This is a genomic window from Streptomyces hirsutus (genome assembly GCF_001418415.1).
Taxonomy (GTDB): Bacteria; Actinomycetota; Actinomycetes; order Streptomycetales; family Streptomycetaceae; genus Streptomyces; species Streptomyces hirsutus.
Genome location: NZ_LIQT01000020.1, coordinates 1 through 25,337 on the forward strand (window position 1 = coordinate 1; position 25,337 = coordinate 25,337).

A 25,337-nucleotide genomic window follows, 5' to 3' on the forward strand; every position below is an offset into this window, starting at 1 on the left:
CGCCCGGCAGACCGATCCCAGCCATGATCACGAACAGCACGGGGAGCACGATGCTGAGCAGGGCGTGGGTGTACTTCGCGGGGTTCAGAGTGAGGTAGCCCGCCCAGGGAGCCCCATGACCACCGCCACCACCCGCCACAGCGACCGGAGGATCAGCCCGGTGTTCCTGGGCATCCTGGCCGTCACGGCGGTCACGGGATGGGCCACCTGGACCGGGTTCGCGAACCAGCCGGGCGTCGCCGTGTTCCTGTTCGTGACGGCCGCCTGGATCGTCTCGCTGTGCCTGCACGAGTACGCGCACGCCCGCACCGCGCTGCACAGCGGCGACATCTCGATCGGCGCGAAGGGCTACCTCACGCTGAACCCCGCGAAGTACACCCACGCCCTGCTCAGCATCGTGCTCCCCGTGCTGTTCGTGATCATGGGCGGGATCGGTCTGCCGGGCGGGGCGGTGTTCATCGAGCGGCACCGGATCCAAGGACGCTGGCGGCACAGCCTGATCTCGGCGGCGGGCCCGCTGACGAACGTCCTGTTCGCGATCGTGTGCACGGCGCCGTTCTGGCTGGGCGCGCTGGACGGCGTGCCGGCCGACTTCCGGTTCGCGCTGGCGTTCCTGGCGCTGCTCCAGGTGACGGCCGCGATCCTGAACTTCCTGCCGGTGCCGGGCCTGGACGGCTACGGCGTGCTCGAGCCCTGGCTGTCGCGGAGTCTGCGGCGCCAGGTGGAACCGTTCGCGCCGTTCGGCCTGCTGTTCGTGTTCGCGCTGCTGTGGGTGCCGGCGGTGAACGGCGTGTTCTTCGACGTGATCGACTCGATCCTGTCGGCCCTGGGCATCCACGAGGTGGAGACGTACTGCGGCCTGGAACTGTTCCGCTTCTGGCAGGGGGAGAACGAGTTCTGCTCGGTCGCCGCGTGAGGGAGCCGACCGGCGAGCGGCCGCGGCGCGTGACCGGTCGGCCCGTGACCGGTCAGTCCGTGACCGGTCAGCCCTGGAGGGGCCGGTCGCCCTGCGCCGCCTCCGCGCTCTGCGCCGCCGCGGCGGCCTCCCGCTCCATCTTCCCCCGCCGGACGTAGTACCAGGTCATGTTGGACGACAGCCCCGCGAGCAGGATCCAGACGACGCCCAGCCAGCTGCCCTGGACGAAGGACACGACGGCCGCGGCGACGGCGAGGAGGCAGACGGTGAGGGCGTAGAGAGCGAGTCGGGGCATGACGCTGGGCTCCTGTCGGGGGACACTGCTTCGCCGACCAGTGTCCCCCATGAGGTCATACGTCCGTCACGCGGAGCCCGGCGTGTGCCTTGTAGCGGCGGTTGACGGAGATCAGGTTGGCGACCAGCGCCTCCACCTGGTGGGCGTTGCGCAGCCGCCCGGCGAAGACGCCGCGCATGCCGGGGATGCGCCCGGCCAGCGCCTGCACGATCTCCACGTCGGCGCGGACCTCGCCGAGCACCATCACGTCGGTGTCGATCGTGTCGATCTCCGGGTCCTGGAGCAGGACCGCGGACAGGTGGTGGAAGGCGGCGGTGACCCGGGAGTCCGGGAGGAGGGCGGCGGCCTGCTGGGCGGCGCTGCCCTCCTCGGGCTTGAGCGCGTAGGCGCCCTGCTTGTCGAAGCCGAGCGGGTTGACGCAGTCGACGACGAGCTTGCCGGCCAGCTCCTCGCGCAGGCTCTCGAGCGTCTTGCCGTGGCCGTCCCAGGGCACGGCGACGATCACGATGTCGCTGCGGCGGGCGGTCTCGGCGTTGTCGGCGCCCTCGACTCCGTGGCCGAGTTCCTCGGCGGCGGCCTGCGCGCGTTCGGCGGCGCGCGAGCCGATGATCACCTTCTGGCCGGCCTGGGCGAGCCGGTGGGCAAGGCCCTTGCCCTGCGGCCCGGTTCCGCCGAGCACGCCGACGACGAGCCCGGAGACGTCGGGCAGGTCCCAGGGGTCCTTGGCGGGCGCCTTCGCGGGGGCTTTCTCGGGCTGCTGTGCGCTGTCGCTGGGGGTACTGGAGGTCATGGCCCGACTCTAAGGGCGCAAGGAGCCGTGTCCAGCTCACGCGGGCCCCACGTGAGCGCTGTCACTGCGCCGCCCCACGACCCCCGGTCGGGTGAATCAGGGGCGCATTCCGGGTCATCGGGGCCCGGTCGGGGGCAGGGTCGGCCTCATGGATGCCGTACGGGTCGCGCTGCTGCGGGACGTCCTCGCCGGGACCGAGTGGCTGGGGGCCACCCGGCGGTTCGCGGGGGCCCTGCGGGGATCGGTGGTGTCGCACGGGGGCGGGCTGCTGCTCGTGGGCACGCAGGAGTACGAGCCGTGGCATCTGGCGGCGCATCTGGTGGACGAGGCGGCCTGGTCGGGCACGCCGGAGCTGGCCCCGACGCTCGTACGGCATGACGCGCGCCCCTCGGATCCCGCGCATCTGGCCGTGGGGCTCGGTCGGCTGGAGGCGGCGCGGCGGGGCGAGACGCTGCTGGTGGTGGCGCCCGGGGAGCCCACGGCCCCGCTGCTGGAGCGGGTGTCCGACGCCCGCCGGGCCGGCGCGACCCTGCTGGCCCTCGGCCCCGGCGACGGCGAGCTGCCGGCACTGGCCCACGAGACGCTGGCCGTCCCGGCGGGCGCCGAGCTGGACCTGGACACCGTGCAGCACCTGGTCAGCGCGGCGGCCGGCGAGAACGCCCTGCCGCCCCCGCGGGGCCACCGCCGCTTCCGGGACCGCATGTCCCGCCTGGCCGACCTCCTGACGGCCCCGCCCCCGGCCCGCTGGTAGCCGGAGCGGGGACGCCTGGCGCCCAGGAGCTCAGCTCCCGCCCCCGCCGCCGCGGCCGCTGTCGCCGTCGCCGTCGTCCGTGGTGGCGTCGTGCCATCTGGGGTCGTTCTCCCACTGGAGATTGCGCTCACGTGCCGTCGCCATGGCGTGCTCGGCCTCGGCGCGACTCGTGTAGGGCCCGAAGCGGTCCTTGTTGGGACATTCCGGACCCTCCTCGACCTTCTGGTGTTCCAGGCAGTAGTACCATTCGCCCGGCTTTCCGACCGTCCGCTTCTTGAACAGGGGCATGACCGGCTCCTTTCGCCACGGAAGATGGTCCCCCGTGAGCACTGAATTAGACTCGCCGCCATGTCTGGCCAGTCGCTGCTCATCCCAGGGGAGCTGTCTCCCACCCGTTCCGTACCCGGAAACATCCGCCGTCCCGAGTACGTGGGGAAGCCCGCTCCCACGCCGTACACCGGGCCGGAGGTGCAGACCCCCGAGACCGTGGAGGCGATGCGGACCGCCGGGCGGATCGCGGCGCGCGCGATGGCGGAGGCCGCCGAGCTGATCGCGCCCGGCGTGACCACCGACGAGCTGGACCGGGTGGCGCACGAGTACATGTGCGACCACGGCGCGTACCCGTCGACGCTCGGTTACCGCGGTTTCCCCAAGTCGCTGTGCGCCTCGGTCAACGAGGTGATCTGTCACGGCATCCCGGACTCGACGGTGCTGCGCGACGGCGACATCGTCAACCTGGACGTGACGGCGTACATCGGCGGGGTGCACGGCGACAACAATGCCACGTACCTGGTGGGCGACGTGGACGAGGAGAGCCGGCTGCTGGTGGAGCGGACCCGGGAGTCGCTGAACCGGGCGATCAAGGCCGTCAGGCCGGGCCGGCAGATCAACATCATCGGCCGGGTCATCGAGTCGTACGCCAAGCGCTTCGGCTACGGCGTGGTCCGGGACTTCACCGGCCACGGCATCAACACCTCGTTCCACTCCGGGCTGATCGTCCCGCACTACGACAGCCCGCACGCGACGACGGTCATCCAGCCCGGTATGACGTTCACGATCGAGCCGATGCTGACCCTGGGCACGCACGAGTACGACATGTGGGACGACGGCTGGACGGTCGTGACGAAGGACCGCAAGCGGACGGCCCAGTTCGAGCACACCCTGGTGGTGACGGACACCGGCGCGGACATCCTGACCCTGCCGTAACCGGAACCGTGGGCCGGGGGCCGTGGGCCCAGGCCCCTGACCTCGAAGCCCGCTCTCTTCGGAGGGCGGGCTTCCGTCGTTCCGCAACGGGGTAGGAGTTACCGACAAGGCGTCGGCAAGCTATTGACTTAGGTAAGCCTAACCATAGAAGATCTGGACTCATGGACTCCTTCTCGACTCTCATCCGCACCGCCTCCCACGAGCAGCACGTGGAGGCGGAGACCTCGACGTTCATGAGCGACCTGCTCGGCGGCCGGTTGGGCATGGACGCGTACGCGCGCTACACCGAGCAGCTGTGGTTCGTGTACGAAGCACTGGAGTCCAGTGCGGCGCGGCTGGCGTCGGACCCGGTGGCCGGCCCCTTCATCCGCCCGGAGCTGCTGCGCCTGCCCTCCCTGGAGCAGGACCTGACCCATCTTCGGGGCCCCGCATGGCGCGCGACGCTGACGGCACTGCCCGCCACGCAGGCATACGCGGACCGGGTCGCGCACTGCGCGAGCGCATGGCCGGCGGGCTACATCGCCCACCACTACACCCGCTACCTCGGCGACCTCTCCGGCGGCCAGATCATCCGCGACAAGGCGGAGCGCACCTGGGGCTTCCCGAAGAAGGGCGACGGCGTCCGCTTCTACGTCTTCGAGGGGATAGCGAACCCGGCCGCCTTCAAGCGCGAGTACCGCGAACTGCTCGACGGCATCCAGGCGGACGACCTGGAGAAGCAGCGCGTCATCACCGAGTGCAAGCGCGCCTTCGCCCTGAACACCGACGTCTTCCGCGCCCTGGGCGAGGAGTTCCCCCTGTCGGCGTGATTCCCGCCGGCATGACTCCTGTCGGCATGGCTCTTGCCGGCATGACTCCTGCCGGCGTGACTCCTGCCGGAGTCGCAGGAGCGTAAGGCCGATGACGGCCCGCCCCCCTCACCGTCCCCACCGGAAGCGGGGCAGGGCTGTCAGTCGGACGCTTCCGGGCGCGGCGTGGTGATGATGGCGGTGCGCAGCGCCTCCACGGCGCGGGCGCGGGCCCCGGCGAGTGCGGGCTCGGCGACCTGCGCCGCCGCGACCGGCACACTGCGGGGCAGTTCGGCGAAGTGCTCGCGGATCGCCTCGGCGATGCCCGGCTCGGCACCCCAGAGGCCTCCGAGGACGATCAGCCGGGGGTCCGCCAGGGCGACCGCCGCCGCCAGCACCCCGCCCACCGCGCGGGCCAGCGCGCCGCGGGTCCGCCGCGCCGTCGCGGAGTCGCCGAGGGCGGCCCCCAGCAGGGCGTCGACGTCGATGGCGGTGGACGCGGCTCGGCGCAGGCCCAGTTCGGCGAAGACCTCGATGAAGGGCATCGCCCTGCCCCGGGGCCCCGCGGTGTAGAGGTGAGCGATCTCGCCGGCCAGCCCATGGTGTCCGCGGCGGACTTCCGCGTCGGTGACCACCGCGCATCCCAGTCCCTCGCCGAGATGGACGTAGACGAAGTCGTCGACGCCGAGGGCGCATCCGGTGGCGCGCTCGGCCCGGGCGGCCCAGTTGATGTCGTTGTCGACGAGCACCGCCCCGTCCACCGGCCCGGCCAGCACCTCGGCCGGATCCAGGTCCCCGACCAGGAACGGGGCGTCCGGCAGGTGCACCAGGCGTCCGGTGGCGCGGTCGACCGGATCGGCCGCGCTGATCACGGCCGTGCGCAGCCGGCCGGGCACCCGGGGCCGGACGCGCGCGACCGCTTCGGTCAGGGCCTGCGCGGTCGCGTGCGGCCCCGGGGCGCGCCCCAGGCCGACTTCGGCGCGGGCGGTGGCGGTACCGAAGGCGTCGACCGTCTCCGCGACGACGCCGTCGGGGCTGATGCTCGCCACCAGCGCCGCCCCGGTGTCCGCGGCCAGCGAGTAGTAGGTGCCGACCCGGCCGCGGCCGGTGGTGCGCTCGCCCGTGTCGGCGAGCAGGCCGGCCTCGCTCAGCCGCCGCACGCTGTCGGAGACCGTCGGTTTGGAGATCCCGGTCCGGGCGGCGATCTCCGCGCGGGTCAGGCGCCCTTCCTCCATCAGCGCGCGCAGCACGTTCTCGTCGGTCAGCGCGCGCAGCATTTCGAGTGACGGCTTGGCCAGTGACATGCCGAGGATTTTAGTCAGGACTCTTGCCCAAATGTGGGCGCGCGGCTACGTTGACCATCTAGTAAGGAGTCCTGACCAAAGGAGTCGAGCAATGACGCTCGCAACGGATACACAGCAGGCCGGTCTCCCCGCCCTGCCGCACTGGGAGACCGTCCCCGACGACCTCGCCGCTGCCATCCGCGAGATCAAGCCCGCGCTGCGCGCCCGCATCGAGTCCTCCGGACGCACCGTCGAGGAGGTCTTCGCCGTCGTCGAGGAGCGCGTCCGCGCCCGCCTGGCGGAGATCCTGGCGGACAAGGAGCGCGGCGAGAGCGTGTGGCCGGTCATCGACTACGCGGACATCGCGAACGGCACCGTCACCCCGGAGCAGCTCGACAAGCTCCGCCGCCGCGGCTGCCTCGTGGTCCGCGGCCACTTCGAGCGCGACCAGGCCCTCGCCTGGGACGCCTCGATCGTGGACTACGTGGAGCGGAACGAGTTCTTCGAGAACTACCAGGGCCCCGGCGACGACTTCTTCGGCAGCGTCGGCTCCAAGCCGGAGATCTACCCCATCTACTGGTCTCAGGCCCAGATGGAGGCCCGCCAGAGCGACCGGATGGCCACCGTCCAGTCCTTCCTCAACTCCCTGTGGAAGCACGAGTCCGAGGGCGTGCAGTGGTTCGACCCGAACCGCGACGCGCTGTACCCCGACCGCATCCGCCGCCGCCCCCCGGGCGCCGACTCCAACGGGCTCGGCACCCACCTCGACCCCGGCACCCTCGACCTGTGGCTGACGCAGGCCTACCAGCAGGCGTTCCGCCACCTGTTCGACGGCAGCATCGAGGAGTACGACCCCTGGGACGCCGCACACCGCACGGCCGGACCCCAGTACCCCGGCTCCACCATGTGCTCGGCCTTCCGCACCTTCCAGGGCTGGACCGCCCTGTCGGACATGGACCACGACCAGGGCGTCCTGCACACCGTGCCGATCCCCGAGGCCATGGCGTACCTCATGCTGCGGCCGCTGCTCGCAGACGTCGCGGACGACGACATGTGCGGCGTGACCACCAACCAGGTCTTCCCCGCCAACGAGAAGTGGCACCCGCTCCTCATGGAAGCCCTCACCGGCATCCCCGACGTCAAGGCGGGCGACTCCGTCTGGTGGCACTGCGACATGATCCACAGCGTCGCGCCGATCACCGACCAGAAGGGCTGGGGCAACGTCATGTACATCCCCGCCGCCCCCTGGTGCCCCCGCAACGAGGAGTACGCGGCGAAGGTCCGCGAGGCCTTCCTGACCGGCTCCAGCCCCAGCGACTTCCCCGAGGAGCACTACGAGCGCACCTGGACCGGCCGCTTCGACGTCGACCGGCTCAACGAGACGGGCCGACGCGGCCTGGACCTCGCCTGACGGACCCGCCCCCGTGCACCGGGTCGACACCGAAACCCCTCGGCCGACATGACCCGGCACGACACGGCACGCCCCAACATGACCTGGCGTGACCCGGCATGACCCGGCGTGACCCGGACGGGGAGGGCATCCGGCACCCCTCAGCGCAGTCCTCACCCGGACGGCGTCGGGGCCGGGCGCCCTCCCCGGGGCGGCCGTCGCGTCCCGCGCACCACCTGCGCTCCGGTCCGTTCACGGCAGCGCGGAAGACCTTCACGCAGCCGCCGGACGGCCCGCTCCCGCCGGACGGCGCGGGCACGACCAAGCACCCGCGATCGACCACCCGACCGGCTTGCCCACGGGCCGAAACGGCCACCCGCCGAACCGGCTCGCCTCTGCTCGCCCCTGCTCGGGCAATGCCCCGCACAGCCTGCCCGGAAGCCGGGCACCAGGTTCCCCCTCCCCACTCTTCTTCCTCCCGGGCCCCGCCCTCCGCAGTGTGCGTGCACCTGCCGCGGCGCCCGCTGTCCTTGCTCCCTGCCCGAGGCAGACGGCAACGGCACACACCACAGGAGTTCGCAGGTGACCAGCACAGCACAACAGCCTGCCGCCGGAGGCCTCTCGGCCCGGCCGGACCGGCTGCGTCACGTCGTCTTCATCGCGGCGTCCGCCGCCATGGGCGGCTTCCTCTTCGGCTACGACAGCGCCGTGATCAACGGTGCCGTCGAGGGCATCAGGGGACGGTTCGACGTCGGCGCCGCCACGCTCGGCGCCGTCATCGCCGTCGCCCTGCTCGGCGCGGCCGGCGGCGCCATGCTCGCGGGACGGCTCGCCGACCGCGTCGGCCGCCTCCGGGTGATGCGGCTGGCCGCCCTGCTCTTCCTCGCCAGCAGTGTCGGCTCGATGCTGCCGTTCACGGCGTGGGACCTGTCCTTCTGGCGCATCGTGGGCGGCGCGGCCATCGGCATGGCGTCCGTGATCGGCCCGACGTACATCGCCGAGGTCGCGCCCACCGCGTACCGCGGCCGGCTCGTCTCCTTCCAGCAGGCCGCCGTCGTCCTGGGCATCGCGGTCTCCCAGCTGGTCAACTGGATGGTGCTCACCCTCGCGGACGGGGATCAGCGCGGCAGCCTGCTGGGGCTGGAGGCGTGGCAGGTCATGCTCGGCATCGCGGCCGTTCCCGCCGTGGTCTACGGTCTGCTGGCGCTGCGCATCCCGGAGTCGCCGCGCTACCTGATCTCGGTCGGCAGAACCGGCGAGGCCAAGGACGTGCTGCGCCGGCTCGAAGGCGAGCAGGTCGACCTCGATGCCCGGGTGGCCGAGATCGAACGGTCCGTGCGCAGCGACGACGCACCGCGGTTCAGGGACCTCCGCGGCCGCTTCGGCCTGCTGTCGATCGTCTGGGTCGGCATCGGACTGTCGGTCTTCCAGCAGTTCGTCGGCATCAACGTGATCTTCTACTACAGCTCCTCGCTGTGGCAGTCGGTGGGCATCGACCCGTCGAGCTCGTTCTTCTACTCGTTCACCACGTCGGTCATCAACATCGTCGGCACGGTGATCGCGATGGTGCTCATCGACCGGGTCGGCCGCAAGCCGCTGGCCGCGACCGGTTCCGCCGGCATGGCGGTCTCCCTCGCGGCCGTCGCCTGGGCCTTCTCCCACAAGACCGGAACCGGCGACGACATCTCGCTGCCCGACACCCAGGCCGCCGTCGCGCTGGTCGCCGCCCACACCTTCGTCCTCTTCTTCGCCATGTCACTGGGCGTGGCGGTCTGGGTGCTGCTCGGCGAGATGTTCCCCAGCCGTATCCGCGCGGCCGCACTCGGCGTCGCCGCCTGCGCGCAGTGGATCGCCAACTGGCTGGTCACCGCGACGTTCCCGGCCATGTCGGAGTGGAACCTGTCCGGGTCGTACGTGATCTACGCGATCTTCGCCACCCTGGCGGTCCCGTTCATCCTCAAGTGGGTGCCGGAGACCAAGGGCAGGACGCTGGAGGAGATGGGCTGAGCATCCCGTGCAGGGATGAGTACGACCACTCGTCCCTGCACGGAAGTTCTGGAGAACGCCAGAAGCACACCCGGCCGCTTGAAGGCCTTCGCCGCCCCGAACCCCGATGTCTTCCGCGCCCCCTGGGCAAGGAGTTCCCCCGTCGACATGACTCCTGCCGGAATCACAGGAAGCGCAATCGCTCCATGGCCCTGCGAAGCTCAGCGGTCCAGGCCCGGTACGCGGGAACCTTGCGCAGGGCCTCGAGCGCGACCGCCTGCCCCAGCCGCCCGAAGTCCCGCTCCGCGTCACGCCGCCCACCCAAGGCCGTTCTCAGCACGGCCTTCGGGTCGGCGGCCTTCTCCACGTCGTGCGGCACCTCCCACACGGTGTCACGTGCGGGCGCCGCTTCCTTCAGCGCCGCGGGGTCCGCCAGCATCCACGCCTCGGTCTCCCGTACGGGCACCAGGGCTACGATCCGATGAGCGTCGTCGGGGAAGCGGTCACGGATGGCGTCCACCTTGCCCCGCTCATTGTGGTCGTGGTGGATCATCACGATGTCGTAGTAGCAGAGCAGATCGGTCACTTCGCACACCACCAGGTCCCGGTGTGCCACGGTGAAGCACTCTCCGACGTCCACTCCCGAGTAATCGAAGCCGACCGGCGTTTCAAGGGCGAGTTCGGCGATCTGCCGGTCGATGAGGGGCACAAGGAACCACTGGTCACTGGCCCCCTCGGTGAGGAGAGCAAGACTGAGATACCTACGCCCCACGCGCGTACCGCCCTGTGGGATCGAGGTACTTCCGTACCTCGAGGGGGGTAACGAACGTCCCGCGCTCGCCGCTGTCGGCCACCTCCCGCGCCCGGGTCAGCCGGCGCGGCGGGAGTCCGTCACCGAACCGGGTCACCGTGTCCAGGAACACCACCGAGTCCGGGGCGTCCTCCAGAGCGGCGGCGAGCGCGACCGGCGAGTGTGTGGTGATCACGATCTGCCTTCCGTCACCGGAGGTGAGCGTCGCGGGATCGCTGGTCCTGGCCTTCAGCCGGGACAGCAATTGCGGAACCCGGGTGGGATGGAGACCGTTCTCGGGTTCCTCGATCAAAAGGAGCCCTTCGTGGGCGGGATCGTGAGCGGCGGCGAGCAGAGCCAGGATGCGCAGGGTGCCCGCCGACGCCGCGCCAGGAGGCACGCGGTGCTCGTGCCGGTGCTGAAGCCAGACGTCCCACTGACCCCACTCCGCGTTGGCCGCCACCGCGATGTCCACGAGATCGGGGAGCAACGCCACGGCGTCGGCACGGAAGTCGTACCAGGCCTCGGGACCCCGGGCGATCCGCCCGAGAACGGCGCCAAGATTCTTTCCGTCCTCTGCGAGAGGCGCGGTGTCGTAGGTGGAGGAGACGACGCGCATCGCCTTGGGCGAGGGTTCGAGGATCCGCCAGTTCCCGGAAGTCTCGGCCAGCTCTCTGCGGTACGCGGCGTCCTGTACAGGCACCTCGGTGCAGTGCAGCTGGCCGGTCTCGCCGAGATTCAGGTCCGGAAGCGGGGGCGGGATCCGATCCGGGTCATACCCGTAGTGATCGTGGACGTTCAGGACGTCGGTGTCGACACGCAGGGGATCCGGCGGGTCCGCGTACGTGACCCGCGCTTCGACCCTGAGGTGGCAGTACCCGGCGTAGCCGTGCACGAGTACATGGGCTGCGATCCGCATGGCTCCGACCGGTACACCGTCCGGACCACGCCGGAACAGTTCCTTCGGTCCTCCCCTGCGAGCGTGGTCGACGAGCGTCTGACTCGTCGGCTCTCGGATCAACTGGCCCAGCAGGTCCACCGCCTCCAGCAGATTGGACTTGCCCGAGGCGTTGGCTCCCACCAGAACAGTGAACGGCGGCAGGTCGAGGGCGAAGTCGTCGAACGACTTGTACCCGTCGATCTCGATCCGCGTGATCACGCTGTCACCTCCTCTCGGCACGGCCGCATACACATGGCGCCACATTATCCGGAGCACTCGCCCGTCCGTACGGCCAACGGTTCGGCCGCGTGCACCCGCAGTGACGGGCCGTCGTCCAGTTCCAGCACCACGGCGGGACCGCCGGCCGCGTACTGGTCGCTCCGCACGGCGCGCACGGTCCGCCACTCGCCCCGTACCCGCACCGTCTGCCCGGTCCGAACCATCACCGCCGCCACCTCGCGCATCGCCGGCTCGGCCACGATGTCCGGGGCTTTCAGCTCCGCGAACACCGTCTTCCCGATACCGGCGGCACGCTCCTCACAGCCCCAGCGATGCGCGAGGGCCGCCACGAGCAGCAGCCCCCGCCCGCCGGTCTCGTCCTCGCCGGGCTCCCGGACCTCGGGCCGGCCACCCCCGGCGTCACTCACCTCCAACCGCAGTAACCCCTCGGCAGCGGAGCGCACGATCCGCACCCCGATCTGCCGATCACTCGGCACCGGCACGCGCAGCGCGTTGGTCACCAGCTCGGAAAGCACCAACTCGGCGTCGTCCAAAACCTCTTGGGCGACACCCCACCCGCCGAGCACCGCATGGAGCAGCGCCCTCGCACGGGGCACGCTGCTGCGACTGCGGGAGAGGCGGAAGGTGATGTCGTTCGATGAGGTCATGGGGGCTCCTCAGGACTCGGCGTCAGCGGCGAAATCCGCGTGGCGCAAGTTCCGCTGGGACTGCGCACACCGACAGCCTGAAGGCGCACCATGCGAGGTAGCAACGTTTCCAGTAGAGATGCACTCAATGTTCCGTCTTTCGAGTTAAGTCCCGCACGTCCCAGCCGTCCCGCTGCTAGAGCTGTTGCCATGTCTGCAAACGCCCCTGCCTCCAGCCCCTCGACTGTCCTCGGACGCCAACTCGGCGATGAACTACGTCGACTGCGTGAGGCCGCCGCACTCACCACCACGCAAGCGGCCGAGGCGCTCGACTGCACCAAGGGGAAAATCAGCCGTATCGAGAACGGCCGGGTGACTGTTCGCATCCCCGACCTGACCGCGATGCTGCTCGCGTACGGGGCTGCGGACGCCGAACTGCGCGACAGACTCAGCCTGCTCGCCCGCAAGGCCAATCGCCGTCGCAGGCAAGGGTGGTGGAATCAGTACGGATCAGTGCTGGCCGACACCTACCGCGACTACATCGCGCTGGAAGCCATGGCCGGAACCATCCGCACCTTCCAGGCGCAACTGGTGCCGGGCCTGTTGCAGACCCCTGAATACATCCGCGCGGTGACCGTCGCCTCGCATCAGTGGCAAACGGCGGACGAGATCGAACAGTTCGTCCAGGTGCGCCTCGCCCGTCAGGAACGCCTCGTCAGTGACTCGCCGCTCCAGCTCTGGGCGGTGCTGTCCGAAGCCGTACTTCTTCAGCAGGTTGGGGGGCCAAAGGTGATGTCCGCACAGTTGGAACAGCTCCTGATCGCATCCGAGCGGCCCAATGTAACCATCCAGGTCCTGCCGTTCTCCCGCGGAGCCCATGCGAGTATGTTCGGGCCATACGTAGTACTGGGCTTCCCCGAGGAAGCTGCGCTGGACGTGGTGCTGGCGGACAATCCCACCGGCTCGATGTGGCTGGAGCGAGAGGCCGAAGTCGGCCGCTATCAGGAGTTGTTCGACGCAGCCCGTACTTCTGCGCTCTCCCCCGTGGAATCCCGCACGGTCATCCGACGCAGAGCCAAGGAGCACAGGGCATGAACACCGCACGCCATGGCACGCCGGATCTGTCAGGCGCGAAGTGGCGTAGCAGCAGCTACAGCGGCGGCAACAACGAATGCCTTGAACTCGCCCACGGTGTCCCCACCCTCGCCCCTGTCCGCGACAGCAAGAACCTCAGTGGCCCGATCATTCCCTTCAGCCGTGCCGCCTGGCAGGCCTTCGTCACACACCTGGGCTGAATCCGCCCGGGCAAGGAGTGGAATGCAGGCCATGAGTCATCCGGTCACCGTCACCGCCGACGCAGCGATATGGCGCAGGAGCAGCCACAGCGGTGGGCAGGGTGACTGCCTTGAACTCGCCCACGGCGTCCCCGCTCTCGCCCCCGTACGCGACAGCAAGGACCCGGCCGGGCCGGTGATCGTGTTCGGGCGCGACGCCTGGCGTGTCTTTCTCACGCACCTGGGCTGACGTCAGCGTTCCAGGACCACCCGGCCCCCGATCTCGGTCCATCCGTACGGCTGGGGTGCCGTGAGGATCTGAGAGCCGGTGCCCTGGGTGATGTTGAGGGCGCGGCCCAGCCGGTCGGTGAGGAGCAGGGCGGCGGCGCCGGTCGCCTCGTCCTCGTCGATGCCGTCGTCGCGGCCGGGGAAGGCGCGGGCACGGATCCGGCCGGCGGGCTCGTCCTCCCAGGCCCAGGCGTAGATCCACTCCCCCTTCGCCGGGACGGCCAGGTCGTCGACCTCGGCAGCGGTGGCGTACTGGCGCAGGGTGCGTGGCGGCACCCACTCCGCGCGCGCCTCGATCCAGCAGAACTCCCCGTCCTGCCGGGCGCCCACCGTCCCGGCGGGCGTGACCAGCTCGGGTACGTCGAGCAGCCAGGCCGCGCCGACGCAGGGGTGGCCGGCGAAGGGCAGGCGCAGGGTGGGGGTGTAGATGTCGATCACCCCGCGCTCGGGGTCGTCGACGAACACGGTCTCGCTGAAGCCGAGCTTCTCCGCGAACATCTGCCGCTCGCTCCGCTCGGGCATGACGGAACCCTCACGGACGACGCCGAGTTCGTTGCCGTACCCGCCCCGGGGGCCGCAGAAGACGCGCACCACGTCGTAATCGCTCACGGGGGCATTCAAGCAGCCCACACGCCACTTCGGACCCAAGAGACCGCTCCGTGAGAGTGTGCCGGTACTCCCCAGCAAGGATGAGTACACCTACTCATCCCCGCACCGGCTTCCCGGTCCATCGTTGAGAACGACGTTCTTGGACCGCTCCTAAGGAATCCGCGATGCCGAACGGCTCCCGCCCGCGCAGTCTCCCGCACCAACTCCTCGCACTCGCCACGGGCAACTGGCTCGCCAGGGGCTATCTGGCCGTCTTCGCCCTCTCCGTCGTGGCGATGTTCCTCTTCCCGGAGAGCGGCTTCGCCCCGGGTGCCCTGCTGCTCACGGCACCTCTCTCCTACCTGGTCACGTTCCTCCCCTTCGATCCGGGCGTCGAAGTCGACGGGGTGGCCGAGTGGTCGGCCCTCGGCTTCTGGGTGGTGTGGCTCCTTCTGTGCGCCTTCGTGAACGCCGCCGTACTCGGCGCCCTCCTCACGAGATCCACGAACGCCGCCTCGCCCGGCTCCCGTGCGCCCCTCCCCCGCGTCCCGGGCTCCTCGGAACGAGGAGCGATGGACACGGCGCGTCCCGCGAGCCCTCGTTCGCGCAGGATCCGGGCTCTGCTGGCGCCCGCGGTGGACAACTGGCTCGCGCGTGGGTATCTCGCCGTGGTCGCGGCGTCGCTGGTGTTCTTCCTCGTGGCCGCGTACCTGCTGCCGGACCCGGGGTTCGCCGGGATCTGGCCGATCATGACCACGGCGCCGCTCAGCATCGTCGCCCTTGTGGTGGCGTCCCCCGCCGAGTGGGTCTCCTCCCTCGCCTGGCTGAGCCCGTTGCTCTTCTCCGTCGGCGCGGCCCTGTCCGGACTGTTCAACGCCGTACTGCTCGGCCGGCTCGCCCGCGCGCTGCGGATGCGGGAAGCGCGCCCGGCTGCCTGAAGGCCTTCGCGTACTGCCGTCGCGGGCTCCGGGCAGGTCGGCCTGGAGCCCCCGATGGCAGGGGGGATGGTGCGGTATGCCTTCGTGGTGGATGCGCTAACGTCCGGCGTCATGAAGAGAATGGGGGCGGGAACCCTTGCAACTGCCGTCGTGGCCGTTGCAGGACTGCTGCTGGTGGGGTTGCCCGCGGTGTACTTCCTGACCGTCTACGGCTGTGGTGAGGAAGAGGACCGGCTCGCCGAGGCGATGGCCGGCGAGGCGATACTGGGCACAGCGCCGGAAGGGGCCGACCGGGCGAGCCGCTACCAGGGGTGCGACGACGACGATCTCTTCGTGACCGCGGGGACGCAGTACCGGTACGCCGGTTCACCGAAGACGGCCCTGCGGCACTACCGGGAGGCAGCTCGGGCCGACAGTTGGCGGCCTCGCACCACGGCCGACGGCGAGAAGGTGCCGAAGTGCTTCACCAAGCCGGTGGACGGAACGACCGCATACCTCTATCTGGAGAGCCCGGCCAAGGGCGTTCTCCATGTGGAGATCGTCGCGGACCGCGCGCAGTCGGAATGGTGCTGAGTGCACGATGACCGCCTGACCGGACTCCTTTACTCCGGACCCTCCTCGGCGACTGTGGTGCGGCCGGACAGGCGTTCGTAGCGTTGCCTGGCGGCTTGCGGGGTGCCCAGGCCGAGGCCGAAGGCGATGTCCTGCCAGGTCATGCCGCGGCCGCGGGCCATCTGGAGGAGCCCGGTCTCCAGTTCGTCCATCTCTCCGCGCACCAGCGGGACGAGACTCAACGCGGCGGTGATGTCGGCCCGGTCCACCTCCGGTTCGCCGTCCTCGCGCTGCGCGGCCCCGCTGAGCAGGAACGACACCAACCGGACGGCCTCGTGCGGGGCGAGGACCGTGGGGTGGACCTGCCGGCGGCGCTGCTCGTCGGTGGCCGCGTGCCGCTCGGCGATACGGAACAGGGAGGCGTGGACGCGCTGCGCCCGCGCCTGCTCCGGCCGCGGAGGCGTGAAGGGGTCTGGGTCTGGGGCGGAGTTGGGGTTGGGGGCGGGCTGTTCGGGAGTCGGCGGCATGGGACAAGGCTGCGACATCAACAGTTACGTGTCAACCAATTGTTTTGAACAGCTCGTTCAACGCAGTCGCGCACCCGAGGTCTCCCCGCCCCACGTGCACGGCGACAACGCACACCGGGAGAGACGCATGATCCGCCGGGCGGATCCCAACCGGCCGGACATCGCGCGTGGTTGGCCATAATGCGCGGGTGACCAGACAGCCTGTGCCATTGCCCGCCGAACACATACCGCCCGGCACCGCCGACTGGCGGACTCCCGACGCCCAGCGCTGGCTCGCCGCCGTGCCCGCCCGGTGGGCACACCCTCTGTGGGCGCTGCTGGCGTTGGTCGCCTCGCTGATCTGGGACATGGAGGCGGCTCCCGTCGCCCCCTGCACGTCCGCCCACCCGTGCGGCACCGACTGGCTGGGCCTCGGGATGGCCGTCGTGCTGGTGCTGACCCTGTACTGGGTGTGGCGGCAGCCGCGGCTCGCGCTCGCGGGGCTCGCGACCACGCTGGCGGGGTTCGCCATGGACGGCGGCTTCACGGCGGCGCTCGGCGAACCGTCCGCGCTCGCGTTCCTCATGGCCGCCGCGTTCACCGCCGCCGGGCTCGTCCACCGGCTGGCCGTCTCCGTGCGGCAGCGGGCGCTGGCCCTGGAGGCGGCCGGGCCGGTCGCACAACCGCTGCCCGCCGCCGCGCGGACGTTCCGCCGGGGCCGGTTCTCCTTCGCCCTGACCGCGCTGCTGCTGGCCGTCGCCGGGTTCGGCTACTGGCAGGCCCAGCAGGTCGTCGACGCGTACGAGGAGCGGGCCGCGGGCGCCACACACCTGTCCGGACGGGTCACGGCCCTGAAAGAGGACGACGACGGCATCGGCATCCTCAAGGTGGAGGCCGACGGGCGTACCTATCGCTTCGAGACGGCCTTCCCCGAGGACTTCCCCGTGGACAGCCGGGTCGACATCGTCGTGGACGGCGACTGGGCGGCGCTGGTCGCGGAGCCGTACGACGCCTTCGGCTGGGAGCTGCTGGTGCTGGTCGGCTCCGTCGCGGGGCTGGCGTTCCTCGCGAACGGCGTGGACGGGCGGACACGTTCGCAGCGGCTGCGGCGCGGACCGCTGCCGGTGCTGCACGTGCTGGTGCGCGAGGGTCAAGACGACGGCCGCACCTGGGTGTTCGCGGCCGACGACCCGGAGGGCCTTCGGCCGATCCTGCACTTTCACTCGCTGTACGCCTTCGAGGACGAGGACGAAGACGGGGACGAGGACGGGGACGGCCTCGACGCAGGCGACGGTCCCGCAGCCGTCGTCGAACTCGGCAAGGTCACGGAGATTCTCCGGGGCGAGGACCCTCCCCAGCCACTGCGGGAGGCCGTCCTGTACGGCGTCCCCTACGTCGGTGCCGAAGTCGCCTTCGTCGCGCGCGACGACGCGGACGACGCGGACGACGCCGAGGTGTCGGTGGAGTGCAGCGTCACCGCGGTGAAGCCGGCCGTCCCGCGGTTGGTGGAGCTCGGGCCACAGCGCCGTAAGCGGATGAACCCGCGGCGGTCCGTCGACGAGATCACCGCCGGCATGACGCCCACGGCGGGCCCGCGGGTGTGGACGGCGCACGGCTTCTCGCGTGCGGTGGGCCTCGGCCTGCTGCTGGTGCAGGGCGGCGGCATCTGGGTCACGCTCGACGAGGGGCCGTCGTGGACCTGGTTGTGGCTGGCCGTGGGTCTGCCGTGGCTGGTGACGGCCGTGGCGACGGCGCTCACCTGGCGGATCACCGCCGACCGTGACGGGCTGTGGGTGACCGGGGCGTGGCGCGTGCGGCAGGTCCCGTGGAACGTGATCACGTCCGTGCGGCACTCCGATGACGGCATCCGCGTCGGCCGGGCCAAGGACTCCCCCGTCGAGCTCTCCCCCACCGGCTGGGCGTGGCTGGAGCGCCGCCTGGCCCGCGAGCCGCATGCGGGGCGCGCCGTCGAGGAGTTGCAGGTGCTGCTGCTCCGCCCGGAGCTGCGGCCGCTGGAGGAGGCGCCGACGGGGCGGCAGGGCGTGCCGGTCGGGCCGCCGCTGGTGGCCCTGTCGGTGCTGTGGGGCGTGGCGGTGCTGCTTCTGCTCTGACCGGGCGTCAGCTCCCGCCCCTGCACGCCGGTCCGCACCCGGTGGAGAACCCCGTTGATCAGCCGACGGCGCTCGCTCCACCGACCACCACACACACACCACGCGCACCACCACGAGGCAAGAACGACTCGAGTCGGTTTCACTCCGTACTCGTCGGATCCTCACGGCCCATGGAGTCGGCCCGACCCCGACATCCCCCTCACGTCAGGAGACGGGAGGGCCCGCGCTAATCAGGGACCCCGGCATGCCCCATTGGGCTTTCCTGCCGTTGACATAGGCTCTCGGACACGTCTCCCGCCACGTCGTGAGCACCGGGGTGCGACACGGACGCCCGAAGAAGAGCCGCTTCCCCCGCAAGCGCAGACGAAGTTTCGCCGAGTCGTCGACGTTGTCGTAGACGATGAGGACCCGGGCCACTTGGTGGGGGTTGGTAGCTGCTCGCCGGGGAGTGCGCACGAGGCCGCGTTACCTCGATCGTGTGATGGTTCGTTCGTGAGCCTGTGGTGCCCTGGGCCGGCTGGGCCAACGTGAGCGTGCGATCTGGGACGCCGGGTATGGCGTCGGCGTGCGGGGCCCCCGCTCCACCGGTGTGATGGTTCGGGGCCTCCCCGTCGCCTCTGGCCACACCCACTATGGCCAGGTCGTGAGGGAACCGGCCTCCCGAGACCGGACCACGCACCGGATGCGTGTCGCCGACTCGGGGCTGAGTACGCCGGGGACCAGTGCGCCCAAGACCGTTCGGGGCGTGCGGCTGAGAGGGCCCACTTCTGCTCAGTCCTCAGGAACGGTCGTGTTCCGTGATCCGTCCTCCGGCATGCCGGAGGCGGAGCCTGGCACGACCGCCGGCCTCGCCGACGACGATCCGTGCCTCGACCAGGCGCCCCCGGTCCCACGCCCAGTGCGCGATCTCCACGAGTACGTAGGCCGCAGGCGCACAAACCGCCCACCTGACGTCGGACTCCCCCCACAGCAGCAGACCGAAAAAGCCGAGACAGCCGGCCGTCACCGCCGTGCGCCGTAGCCGCGGAACAATCCGTATGTCCTTGTCCGTCGCGTCCCAGAGCAGGTCCTCGCTGACAGCCACCCCGCCATCATGGGCCTCGGTCGTCATCCTGAGAAGTCCCAACCTGGCCCCGAACAGACTCAGTTCGCGGGGCATCGACGAATGCGACACGACCACCGGCACTCGCCGGGCTCCACGACCGGCCGCGCGGCCGACCGCCTCGTGACGGAGGCCGCCGCCGGACACGACCTAAGGGTCACCCCGATAACTGGCCCCAAAATATGGGGGGTTGGACTCCTCTGTGTGCAGGATCTGGAGGGTGTGCGTGATCACCAGGATGGGGTCCGTCCGAAGCGCCACCTTCTGGAAAGACGGAGTCCGCCCATGACCGCCCGTACTCGTACCCGCACCGCTGTCACCTCCGCCCTGTTGGCCGCTCTGGTTCTCGGCCCGCTCGCCGGGACGGCCGGCGCCGCCCAGCCCGTCGGTGCGACACCCGGCGCCATGTCGGTGGCCGGGGACGCCCCGGTCGATGACGGTCCCGACACCGCCGCCTTGGAGGAGGCTCTCACCGGAATCCCCGACGGGGACGTCTCGGCCGCCCTCGTCCGGGTCGGCGGCAAGGGCAGGTGGACGGGGACCGCCGGGGTGCGGGACCTGCGGACCGGGGCCCCGGCTCTGGAGAATGCGCGGTTCCGGGCCGGGTCGACGACCAAGGTGGTCACCGCGGCGCTGGTGCTTCAACTGGTCGCGGAGGGACGGGTCGAGCTCGACGCGCCCCTCACCCGGTATCTGCCCGGCCTGCTGCCGGACTCCTTCACCGAGCCGCCGACCGTACGGCACCTGCTCACGTTCACCAGCGGCCTGCAGCCCGGCGCGGGCCTCGGTTCGACCACCGAGGAGATGTACCCGAACCGGTTCCGGACCCTCAGCCCGGAGCGGGTGGTCGCCACGGCGGTCGCGAAGGGGCCGGCGTCCACTCCCGGGGAGCGGCAGAAGTACCAGAACATCGACTACACCGTGCTCGGCCTGCTGGTCGAGAAGGTGACGGGCAACCGGTACGAACACCAGGCGGACGTAAGGGTCTTCCGTCCGCTGGGCATGCTGCACACCGGCTTCCCCGCAGGGGCGGACCCTCGTGTCCACGGCCCGCACCACAGGGCCTACGCGGACATCGGCGGCCGGACCACCGATGTCACGGAGTGGAACATGTCCGACCGCTGGGCCGCCGGGAACATGATCTCCACCACCGCCGACCTGGAGAGGTTCCTGGTGGCCCTGTTCCGGGGCAAGGTGGTGCCGCAGCCGCTGCTGGACCAGATGTTCGTCGTCCCGGACGTCGAGGGCGCGTCCTACGGCATGGCCTTGGAGCGCTTCGTGCACAACGGAACGGAGATCTGGGGCAAGACGGGGTCCCGGCCCGGCTACCACACGGTGCTGGCCGCGACCCGGGACCTGTCCCGGACGGTCGTGTACTCGGTGAACGCCAAGAGTGCCCGGGAGGACGGTTTTCCGCTCGTCGCGCGGTTCGCCCTGCCCGCCTTCAACCGCTAGTGGCCTGAGGCAGAGATTCGCCGGGCCACGTCCGCGGCTCCACGCACGAAGGGTGCCCCCTCTGCCGAAGGGAGCACCCTTCCTGATCACGCTGTCACGTCCCTGGCTCAGGTCACTCCGTCGTCGAGCTGCGCCTGCGGAGGGCGAAGACCACGGCCGCGCCCGCGGCGACCGCCGCTGCCGCCGCGCCGCCGACGGCCGCGACCGGGGTGTCCGAACCAGTGCTGGCCAGGGCGCCGTTCAGGCCGCCCGTGGTAGAGCCGGTCGTCGAGCCGATGACGCCGCCCGTGCCCCCCGTGGTGCCACCGGTACCGCCCGTGCCGCCGGAGGTGCCCGTGCCGCCGATACCGCCGCCGCCCGTACCTCCCGTACCGCCCGGGAGGTCGGCGTCGTCGCTCAAGGCGACCGACAGGTCGACGGGGTCGAGGGCGGTGCCGGCGGTGTAGAAGTCGCCGAAGGCCTTCGCGCCGGCCTCGGTGAGGGTCGCGGCGACGTCGTCGACGGTGATGACGTCGTCCTTGGCGGTCAGCGCGGACGACTTCGCCTTGAGGGTGGCCAGGACCACGTCCTCGGACTTCTCACCGAGGCTGTCGACGTCGGCGGACAGCTTGCCCGTGCCGCCGTCGAGGGTCGCCTTCAGGTCGGTCAGGGTGAGGTCGAGGCCGTACTCGCCGGCGCCCTCCTCGTGGCCCTTGAAGTTCACCGCGCCCTCGAAGGAGGCGTTGAGGGTGCCGGCGTCCGTGTCGTAGGTGCCGGACGCGTCGGTGAAGGTGAAGGCGCCGTTACCGGAGGCCTGGGTCGCGCCGGCGGACGCGGTGACCTTGCCCTTGGCGACCGGGCCCACCACGTACGAACGGAAGGACTCCTTCACGCCCCAGCCCAGGGCGCCGTCGGCTATCTCGCCCTTGGCGGGCGCGGGAGCGGGGGCGTCGGAGGTGGTGGACGCCGACGGGGACGGGGACGACGAGGAGGGTGACGACTGCGACGGGGACGGGGACTGCGACGGGGACGACGGCTCGTCCGTCGGCTCCTTCGTCGGCTCCTTCGTCGGCTCCTTCGTGGGCTCCTTCGTGGGCTCCGGCGAGGTGGGCTCGTCCGTGGGCCCCGGGTCGGTCGGCTCGGGTTCGGTGGGCTCCGGCTCCGTAGGGGTCGGCTTGGTCTTCTGGACGACCGTGAGCGGGTCGCCGGCCGCGCCCGCGTAGCTCGCGCTGCCGAAGACCTCGCCGGCCTTCTCGGTCAGCTCGGTGGCCATGTCCGTCATCGAGCGGGACACGGTGACGGTCGCGAGCGGGACGTCGTCCTCGGTCGTGCCGCCCCGGGTCACGTCCGCGGTGATCTCGGCGGCCGAGCTGTCGAACTTGACGTCGGAGAGGGTGAGGGCGAAACCGTGCGCCTTGGACTCGATCGCCAAGCTGCCCTCGAAGCCGATCTCCATCCGGTGCGAGGTGGAGTCGTAGCTGCCGGTGCCGTTGACGAAGGTGAAGGCACCGTTGCCGTCGGCCTGGGTCGCGCCGTCCGCGGGGGTGAAGGTGCCCCTCGCGTAGGTGGCGACGTAGGTGCGGTACGACTCCTTGATGCCCCAGGTCAACTCGTAGCCGGTGAGGGGGATTTCGGCCGCGGCGGCGGGGGTCGCGCCGGTGAGGGCGGTGGCGCCGAGGGCGGCGGCCGTGGCCACGGCGGCGGCGATGGCGGTGGAGCGGCGTCGTCTTGCGGGCATGGTCGGGCTTCTCCTTGCTGTGGGTTCGGTGGTCCTGCGAAGTGCCCTACGGGGTGTCCTGCGGGGTGCCCTGCGGGGTGCCCTGCGAGGTGCTCCGAGAAGGCCCCTGCGGGGTGGTGTCCGCGGCCGGTCGTGCCCGGCGCCTGCGGACGAGGAACGCGGCGGCTGCGGCGAACGCCGTCAGGAGTCCGGCCGCGAGGGCGAGGGGGAGGGTGGGGAGGCCGCCGTTGTCGTCCTTCGCCGCGCTCGCGACGGGCTCGGCGGACGGGCCGGTCGCGGCCTCGGACGGTGCGGCCTCGGACGGTGCGGCCTCGGACGGTGCGGCCTCGGGCGTCGGGGTGCTGCCGAGGTCGGGGAGTGCGGGGAGTGCGGCGTCGTCGGTGAGGGCGACGGCCAGGGAGACGGGGTCCATCGCGGTGCCCTTGGGGTACATCCCGCCGAACGCCTCGGCGCCGTCGGCGGTGAGCTTCGCGGGTGCCTCGGTCAGGAGGGCCAGGCCGTCCTTCGCCTCGAGGTCCTTCGCCGTGAAGGTGACCAGCGGCACCTTCTTCCCGCTGTGGTCCGGGCTCTTCACATCGGCGTAGAGGGTGCCCTTGTCGTCCTCGACGGTGACGCGTACGGCGCTCAGTCGCAGATCGAGGCCGTTCTCGCCGGTGAAGCGGACCGTGCCGTCGAAGGCGGCGGTCAGGTCCCCGTCCTCGAACGTGCCCTCGCCGCCGGGGAAGCGGTAGAGGGCACCGCCGTCGAGGGCGCCCGAGGAGAGGGTCCACCCGCCCTTGGCGATGTCGCCGGTGACGTATTCGCGGAAGGTGCGGCGCACACCCCAGTCCACGGCGCCGTCGGCCAGTTCGGCCCCGTCCTTCGCGGCCGGCTTCTTCTTCGTCGTCTCCTTGGGCTCGGGCGACTTCGACTTCGGCTCCGGCGTGCTCGACGGCCGGGCGGCCGCCTGCTGTACGTCCGCCGAGAGGCTGACCGGGTCCAGTGCGGTGCCGGCGGTGTAGTAGCCGGCGAAGGACCGGGCGCCCTGGGAGGTGAGGGTGGCGGGCAGGTTGTTGAGGACGACGGAGGTGCCGCCGCCGCGCATGTCGATGCCGCCCAGGGAAAGGGAGGCGAAGGGCACCTGACGGGACGTCGTGACCGCCCCGGTGCCCCTCGCCTTGCTCACGACGTCCACGTAGAGCGTGCCGGAGGAGCCGGAGACGCTCACGGTGGGCGAGCTGATGGTGAGGTCGAGCTGGTGGCCGCCGGATTCCGTGGCGTGTCCGAGGAAGCGCACTCCGCCGGAGAAGGAGGCGCGGAAGCCGCCCGCATCCCCGTCGTAGCCGCCCGTCGCCGAGTGGAAGCGGAAGCCGCTGCCGCCGACGGTGGCTGCGCCGCCGGTGAGGGAGAAACTCCCCTTTGCCACGGGCCCGGTGATGTAGCTCTGGAAGGACGACTTGATGCCCCAGTCGAGCCGTCCGCCCTGGACGGTGCGGCTCTCGGCGTGCGCGGTGGCGGCCGGGAGGAGGGCTCCCAGAACGGCCGCGCACAGCACGGTCACGAGAGCACGCAGGCGGGTGGGCATGGCAGATCCTCCGGGGCGACGACCAGTAGAAAGCAAGGTAAGGCTAACCTAAGCTTCACTACAGGCAACATCCGCAGTGACGAAAGGAACGGACGGAACCGTGCGACCCTTGCGCACCCGACTGGCGGGAGCACTGCTGTCCGTGCTCGCCCTCACCCTCACCACGACCGCCTGCGGAGGGCCCTCCGGCACGGGCTCCGGCACGACCGCGGACGGAACGGACGGCTCCTCGCAGGGCTCCCGGAGCAGTTCCCCGGTCTCCGACCGCCTGGAGCCCCTCGCCGGCACCCCGAGCCCCGAACTCCCGGTCACCGTCCGCTCCGCCGACGGCCGGAAGGTGACCGTCGAGCGGGCCGACCGGCTCGTCCCGCTCTCCGGCAGCCTCAGCGAGATCGTGTTCACCCTCGGCCTCGGGGACCGGGTCGTCGCCCGCGACGTCACCGCCACCTTCGAGGAGGCCTCCGAACTCCCCGTCGTCACCAGGGGACACGACGTCTCCGCGGAGAGCGTGCTGTCGCTGCGCCCCGACCTGGTGATCGCCGAGGCCACGACCGGACCGGCCGAGGCGATGGACCAGATCCGCGCCGCCGGCACACGGATCCTGGTCGTCGGCCCGGCAGCCGGCCTCGACGACGTGGGCCCGCGCATCCGGGCCGTCGCCGACGCGCTCGGCGTACCGGACGCGGGCGGGGAACTGACCACCCGCTCCGAGCAGCGGATCGACGCCGTCGGCGACTCGGTCCCGGACGAGGACCCCCGGCCCCGGGTCGCCTTCCTCTATCTGCGCGGCTCCGCCTCCGTGTACCTCATCGGCGGCAGGGGCTCGGGCGCGACCTCGCTGATCGAGGCCGCCGGCGCGGTCGACGCCGGTGCCGAGTCCGGGCTGGAGAAGGACTTCACCGCCATCACCAGTGAGGCGCTCGTGAAGGCGGCGCCCGACGCGATCCTCGTCATGGCCAAGGGACTCGAGTCCGTCGGCGGCGTGGACGGGCTGGTCGAGATCCCCGGTGTGGCGCAGACCCCGGCCGGGATGGACCGGCGCATCGTCTCCGTCGAGGACGGGGTGCTCCTCAACTACGGTCCCCGCACCGACCAGGTGCTCACCTCGGTCGTCGAGCAGCTGTACGGCACGGACACGGACGGTGCCGCGTGACGCTCCTGGAGAAGCCCGCACGACCGGAACCGGGACCGGAGCCGAGACCGGAGCCGGGACCGGAGCCGACTTCCGCACCCCTGCCCGC

At 71.1% G+C, this 25,337-nt stretch carries 26 protein-coding genes and 1 pseudogene; 14 read left to right on the forward strand and 13 right to left on the reverse strand.

Annotated features, from left to right (window positions below; all coding sequences use genetic code 11):
- Positions 1-100: pseudogene (locus tag AOK11_RS42610) on the reverse strand (site-2 protease family protein); the annotation flags it as partial.
- A gap of 15 nt (positions 101-115) precedes the next feature.
- On the opposite strand from AOK11_RS42610, the gene AOK11_RS01740 reads away from it, so the two are divergent.
- Positions 116-916 (forward strand): site-2 protease family protein, encoded by an 801-nt coding sequence (locus AOK11_RS01740; RefSeq protein WP_055591832.1) that lies wholly within the window; start codon positions 116-118, stop codon positions 914-916.
- A 67-nt stretch (positions 917-983) separates the two neighbouring features.
- Here the strand turns inward: AOK11_RS01740 and AOK11_RS01745 are convergent, their stop codons facing one another.
- Positions 984-1,262, reverse strand: a complete 279-nt coding sequence (locus tag AOK11_RS01745) for a hypothetical protein (RefSeq protein ID WP_079034567.1) — start codon at positions 1,260-1,262, stop codon at positions 984-986.
- A 4-nt stretch (positions 1,263-1,266) separates the two neighbouring features.
- Positions 1,267-2,001, reverse strand: coding sequence for an NADPH-dependent F420 reductase (gene npdG / locus AOK11_RS01750; RefSeq protein WP_055591834.1), 735 nt, complete (start codon positions 1,999-2,001; stop codon positions 1,267-1,269).
- A 148-nt stretch (positions 2,002-2,149) separates the two neighbouring features.
- Between npdG and AOK11_RS01755 the strand changes: the two genes are divergently transcribed.
- Positions 2,150-2,752: a hypothetical protein gene (locus AOK11_RS01755; RefSeq protein ID WP_055591835.1), complete on the forward strand. Its 603-nt coding sequence runs from the start codon at positions 2,150-2,152 to the stop codon at positions 2,750-2,752.
- A 30-nt stretch (positions 2,753-2,782) separates the two neighbouring features.
- Here AOK11_RS01755 and AOK11_RS01760 read toward each other — a convergent pair whose 3' ends face one another.
- Positions 2,783-3,040 (reverse strand): hypothetical protein, encoded by a 258-nt coding sequence (locus tag AOK11_RS01760; protein ID WP_055591836.1) that lies wholly within the window; start codon positions 3,038-3,040, stop codon positions 2,783-2,785.
- A gap of 60 nt (positions 3,041-3,100) precedes the next feature.
- Between AOK11_RS01760 and map the strand changes: the two genes are divergently transcribed.
- Together map and AOK11_RS01770 are read left to right on the forward strand one after the other, a co-directional pair.
- Positions 3,101-3,958 (forward strand): type I methionyl aminopeptidase, encoded by an 858-nt coding sequence (map, locus tag AOK11_RS01765; RefSeq protein ID WP_055591837.1) that lies wholly within the window; start codon positions 3,101-3,103, stop codon positions 3,956-3,958.
- Positions 3,959-4,119: 161 nt separating this feature from the next.
- A complete protein-coding gene (locus AOK11_RS01770) occupies positions 4,120-4,767 on the forward strand; it encodes a biliverdin-producing heme oxygenase (protein ID WP_055591838.1) in 648 nt (215 codons plus the stop codon).
- Positions 4,768-4,907: 140 nt separating this feature from the next.
- Here AOK11_RS01770 and AOK11_RS01775 read toward each other — a convergent pair whose 3' ends face one another.
- Positions 4,908-6,050 (reverse strand): ROK family transcriptional regulator, encoded by a 1,143-nt coding sequence (locus AOK11_RS01775; protein ID WP_055591839.1) that lies wholly within the window; start codon positions 6,048-6,050, stop codon positions 4,908-4,910.
- 91 nt (positions 6,051-6,141) lie between these two features.
- Between AOK11_RS01775 and AOK11_RS01780 the strand changes: the two genes are divergently transcribed.
- Both AOK11_RS01780 and AOK11_RS01785 read left to right on the forward strand, forming a co-directional pair.
- Positions 6,142-7,440: a DUF1479 domain-containing protein gene (locus tag AOK11_RS01780; RefSeq protein ID WP_055591840.1), complete on the forward strand. Its 1,299-nt coding sequence runs from the start codon at positions 6,142-6,144 to the stop codon at positions 7,438-7,440.
- Positions 7,441-8,001: 561 nt separating this feature from the next.
- Positions 8,002-9,426, forward strand: a complete 1,425-nt coding sequence (locus AOK11_RS01785) for a sugar porter family MFS transporter (RefSeq protein ID WP_055591841.1) — start codon at positions 8,002-8,004, stop codon at positions 9,424-9,426.
- 163 nt (positions 9,427-9,589) lie between these two features.
- Here the strand turns inward: AOK11_RS01785 and AOK11_RS01790 are convergent, their stop codons facing one another.
- The 3 genes from AOK11_RS01790 to AOK11_RS01800 are packed head-to-tail and all read right to left on the reverse strand — an operon-like array spanning position 9,590 to position 12,022.
- On the reverse strand, positions 9,590-10,177 hold the full coding sequence (locus tag AOK11_RS01790) for a DUF4276 family protein (protein ID WP_055591842.1): 588 nt from the start codon (positions 10,175-10,177) through the stop codon (positions 9,590-9,592).
- The gene (locus AOK11_RS01795; RefSeq protein WP_055591843.1) at positions 10,167-11,354 is read right to left on the reverse strand and encodes an AAA family ATPase; all 1,188 of its coding nucleotides are present in this window, start codon (positions 11,352-11,354) and stop codon (positions 10,167-10,169) included. The genes AOK11_RS01790 and AOK11_RS01795 overlap by 11 nt, the downstream gene beginning before the upstream one ends.
- 44 nt (positions 11,355-11,398) lie before the next feature.
- Entirely contained in the window at positions 11,399-12,022 is a 624-nt protein-coding gene (locus tag AOK11_RS01800; RefSeq protein ID WP_055591844.1) for an ATP-binding protein, read from the reverse strand.
- A 189-nt stretch (positions 12,023-12,211) separates the two neighbouring features.
- On the opposite strand from AOK11_RS01800, the gene AOK11_RS01805 reads away from it, so the two are divergent.
- The 3 genes from AOK11_RS01805 to AOK11_RS01815 are packed head-to-tail and all read left to right on the forward strand — an operon-like array spanning position 12,212 to position 13,525.
- A complete protein-coding gene (locus AOK11_RS01805; RefSeq protein ID WP_055591845.1) occupies positions 12,212-13,096 on the forward strand; it encodes a helix-turn-helix domain-containing protein in 885 nt (294 codons plus the stop codon).
- Positions 13,093-13,296: a DUF397 domain-containing protein gene (locus AOK11_RS01810; RefSeq protein ID WP_055591846.1), complete on the forward strand. Its 204-nt coding sequence runs from the start codon at positions 13,093-13,095 to the stop codon at positions 13,294-13,296. The genes AOK11_RS01805 and AOK11_RS01810 overlap by 4 nt, the downstream gene beginning before the upstream one ends.
- A gap of 31 nt (positions 13,297-13,327) precedes the next feature.
- Positions 13,328-13,525 carry a DUF397 domain-containing protein gene (locus AOK11_RS01815; RefSeq protein WP_055591856.1) on the forward strand — a complete coding sequence of 66 codons (198 nt, stop codon included), beginning with the start codon at positions 13,328-13,330 and terminating at the stop codon, positions 13,523-13,525.
- Positions 13,526-13,527: 2 nt separating this feature from the next.
- Here AOK11_RS01815 and AOK11_RS01820 read toward each other — a convergent pair whose 3' ends face one another.
- A complete protein-coding gene (locus AOK11_RS01820; RefSeq protein ID WP_055591847.1) occupies positions 13,528-14,172 on the reverse strand; it encodes a PhzF family phenazine biosynthesis protein in 645 nt (214 codons plus the stop codon).
- A 164-nt stretch (positions 14,173-14,336) separates the two neighbouring features.
- Between AOK11_RS01820 and AOK11_RS01825 the strand changes: the two genes are divergently transcribed.
- Positions 14,337-15,089: an SCO4225 family membrane protein gene (locus AOK11_RS01825; protein ID WP_055591848.1), complete on the forward strand. Its 753-nt coding sequence runs from the start codon at positions 14,337-14,339 to the stop codon at positions 15,087-15,089.
- A 150-nt stretch (positions 15,090-15,239) separates the two neighbouring features.
- Positions 15,240-15,662: a hypothetical protein gene (locus tag AOK11_RS01830; RefSeq protein WP_240497172.1), complete on the forward strand. Its 423-nt coding sequence runs from the start codon at positions 15,240-15,242 to the stop codon at positions 15,660-15,662.
- A gap of 29 nt (positions 15,663-15,691) precedes the next feature.
- Here AOK11_RS01830 and AOK11_RS01835 read toward each other — a convergent pair whose 3' ends face one another.
- Positions 15,692-16,168 (reverse strand): hypothetical protein, encoded by a 477-nt coding sequence (locus tag AOK11_RS01835; RefSeq protein ID WP_055591849.1) that lies wholly within the window; start codon positions 16,166-16,168, stop codon positions 15,692-15,694.
- Between the two features lie 281 nt (positions 16,169-16,449).
- Between AOK11_RS01835 and AOK11_RS01840 the strand changes: the two genes are divergently transcribed.
- Positions 16,450-18,258 (forward strand): hypothetical protein, encoded by a 1,809-nt coding sequence (locus tag AOK11_RS01840; protein WP_420902960.1) that lies wholly within the window; start codon positions 16,450-16,452, stop codon positions 18,256-18,258.
- 778 nt (positions 18,259-19,036) lie between these two features.
- On the opposite strand, the gene AOK11_RS42615 is transcribed toward AOK11_RS01840, so the two are convergent.
- On the reverse strand, positions 19,037-19,342 hold the full coding sequence (locus tag AOK11_RS42615) for a hypothetical protein (protein WP_157869263.1): 306 nt from the start codon (positions 19,340-19,342) through the stop codon (positions 19,037-19,039).
- A 303-nt stretch (positions 19,343-19,645) separates the two neighbouring features.
- Between AOK11_RS42615 and AOK11_RS01850 the strand changes: the two genes are divergently transcribed.
- Positions 19,646-20,815 carry a serine hydrolase domain-containing protein gene (locus AOK11_RS01850; RefSeq protein ID WP_055591852.1) on the forward strand — a complete coding sequence of 390 codons (1,170 nt, stop codon included), beginning with the start codon at positions 19,646-19,648 and terminating at the stop codon, positions 20,813-20,815.
- A 112-nt stretch (positions 20,816-20,927) separates the two neighbouring features.
- On the opposite strand, the gene AOK11_RS01855 is transcribed toward AOK11_RS01850, so the two are convergent.
- Together AOK11_RS01855 and AOK11_RS01860 are read right to left on the reverse strand one after the other, a co-directional pair.
- Complete coding sequence (locus AOK11_RS01855) at positions 20,928-22,532, reverse strand: HtaA domain-containing protein (protein ID WP_055591853.1); 1,605 nt, start codon at positions 22,530-22,532, stop codon at positions 20,928-20,930.
- Between the two features lie 46 nt (positions 22,533-22,578).
- The gene (locus AOK11_RS01860; RefSeq protein ID WP_055591854.1) at positions 22,579-24,096 is read right to left on the reverse strand and encodes an HtaA domain-containing protein; all 1,518 of its coding nucleotides are present in this window, start codon (positions 24,094-24,096) and stop codon (positions 22,579-22,581) included.
- Between the two features lie 109 nt (positions 24,097-24,205).
- Here AOK11_RS01860 and AOK11_RS01865 point away from each other — a divergent pair, with 109 nt between their 5' ends.
- Positions 24,206-25,249: a heme/hemin ABC transporter substrate-binding protein gene (locus AOK11_RS01865; RefSeq protein ID WP_079034569.1), complete on the forward strand. Its 1,044-nt coding sequence runs from the start codon at positions 24,206-24,208 to the stop codon at positions 25,247-25,249.
- Positions 25,250-25,337 lie beyond the last annotated feature (88 nt).

What these genes read in the sequence shown, in the direction of transcription:
- AOK11_RS01740 (WP_055591832.1), top strand. Translation starts at nt 116, where the DNA reads ATGACCACCGCCACCACCCGCCACAGCGACCGGAGGATCAGCCCGGTG.
- AOK11_RS01745 (WP_079034567.1), bottom strand. Translation starts at nt 1,262, where the DNA reads ATGGGGGACACTGGTCGGCGAAGCAGTGTCCCCCGACAGGAGCCCAGC.
- npdG (WP_055591834.1), bottom strand. Translation starts at nt 2,001, where the DNA reads ATGACCTCCAGTACCCCCAGCGACAGCGCACAGCAGCCCGAGAAAGCC.
- AOK11_RS01755 (WP_055591835.1), top strand. Translation starts at nt 2,150, where the DNA reads ATGGATGCCGTACGGGTCGCGCTGCTGCGGGACGTCCTCGCCGGGACC.
- AOK11_RS01760 (WP_055591836.1), bottom strand. Translation starts at nt 3,040, where the DNA reads ATGCCCCTGTTCAAGAAGCGGACGGTCGGAAAGCCGGGCGAATGGTAC.
- map (WP_055591837.1), top strand. Translation starts at nt 3,101, where the DNA reads ATGTCTGGCCAGTCGCTGCTCATCCCAGGGGAGCTGTCTCCCACCCGT.
- AOK11_RS01770 (WP_055591838.1), top strand. Translation starts at nt 4,120, where the DNA reads ATGGACTCCTTCTCGACTCTCATCCGCACCGCCTCCCACGAGCAGCAC.
- AOK11_RS01775 (WP_055591839.1), bottom strand. Translation starts at nt 6,050, where the DNA reads ATGTCACTGGCCAAGCCGTCACTCGAAATGCTGCGCGCGCTGACCGAC.
- AOK11_RS01780 (WP_055591840.1), top strand. Translation starts at nt 6,142, where the DNA reads ATGACGCTCGCAACGGATACACAGCAGGCCGGTCTCCCCGCCCTGCCG.
- AOK11_RS01800 (WP_055591844.1), bottom strand. Translation starts at nt 12,022, where the DNA reads ATGACCTCATCGAACGACATCACCTTCCGCCTCTCCCGCAGTCGCAGC.
- AOK11_RS01805 (WP_055591845.1), top strand. Translation starts at nt 12,212, where the DNA reads ATGTCTGCAAACGCCCCTGCCTCCAGCCCCTCGACTGTCCTCGGACGC.
- AOK11_RS01810 (WP_055591846.1), top strand. Translation starts at nt 13,093, where the DNA reads ATGAACACCGCACGCCATGGCACGCCGGATCTGTCAGGCGCGAAGTGG.
- AOK11_RS01815 (WP_055591856.1), top strand. Translation starts at nt 13,328, where the DNA reads ATGAGTCATCCGGTCACCGTCACCGCCGACGCAGCGATATGGCGCAGG.
- AOK11_RS01825 (WP_055591848.1), top strand. Translation starts at nt 14,337, where the DNA reads ATGCCGAACGGCTCCCGCCCGCGCAGTCTCCCGCACCAACTCCTCGCA.
- AOK11_RS01835 (WP_055591849.1), bottom strand. Translation starts at nt 16,168, where the DNA reads ATGCCGCCGACTCCCGAACAGCCCGCCCCCAACCCCAACTCCGCCCCA.
- AOK11_RS01850 (WP_055591852.1), top strand. Translation starts at nt 19,646, where the DNA reads ATGACCGCCCGTACTCGTACCCGCACCGCTGTCACCTCCGCCCTGTTG.
- AOK11_RS01855 (WP_055591853.1), bottom strand. Translation starts at nt 22,532, where the DNA reads ATGCCCGCAAGACGACGCCGCTCCACCGCCATCGCCGCCGCCGTGGCC.
- AOK11_RS01860 (WP_055591854.1), bottom strand. Translation starts at nt 24,096, where the DNA reads ATGCCCACCCGCCTGCGTGCTCTCGTGACCGTGCTGTGCGCGGCCGTT.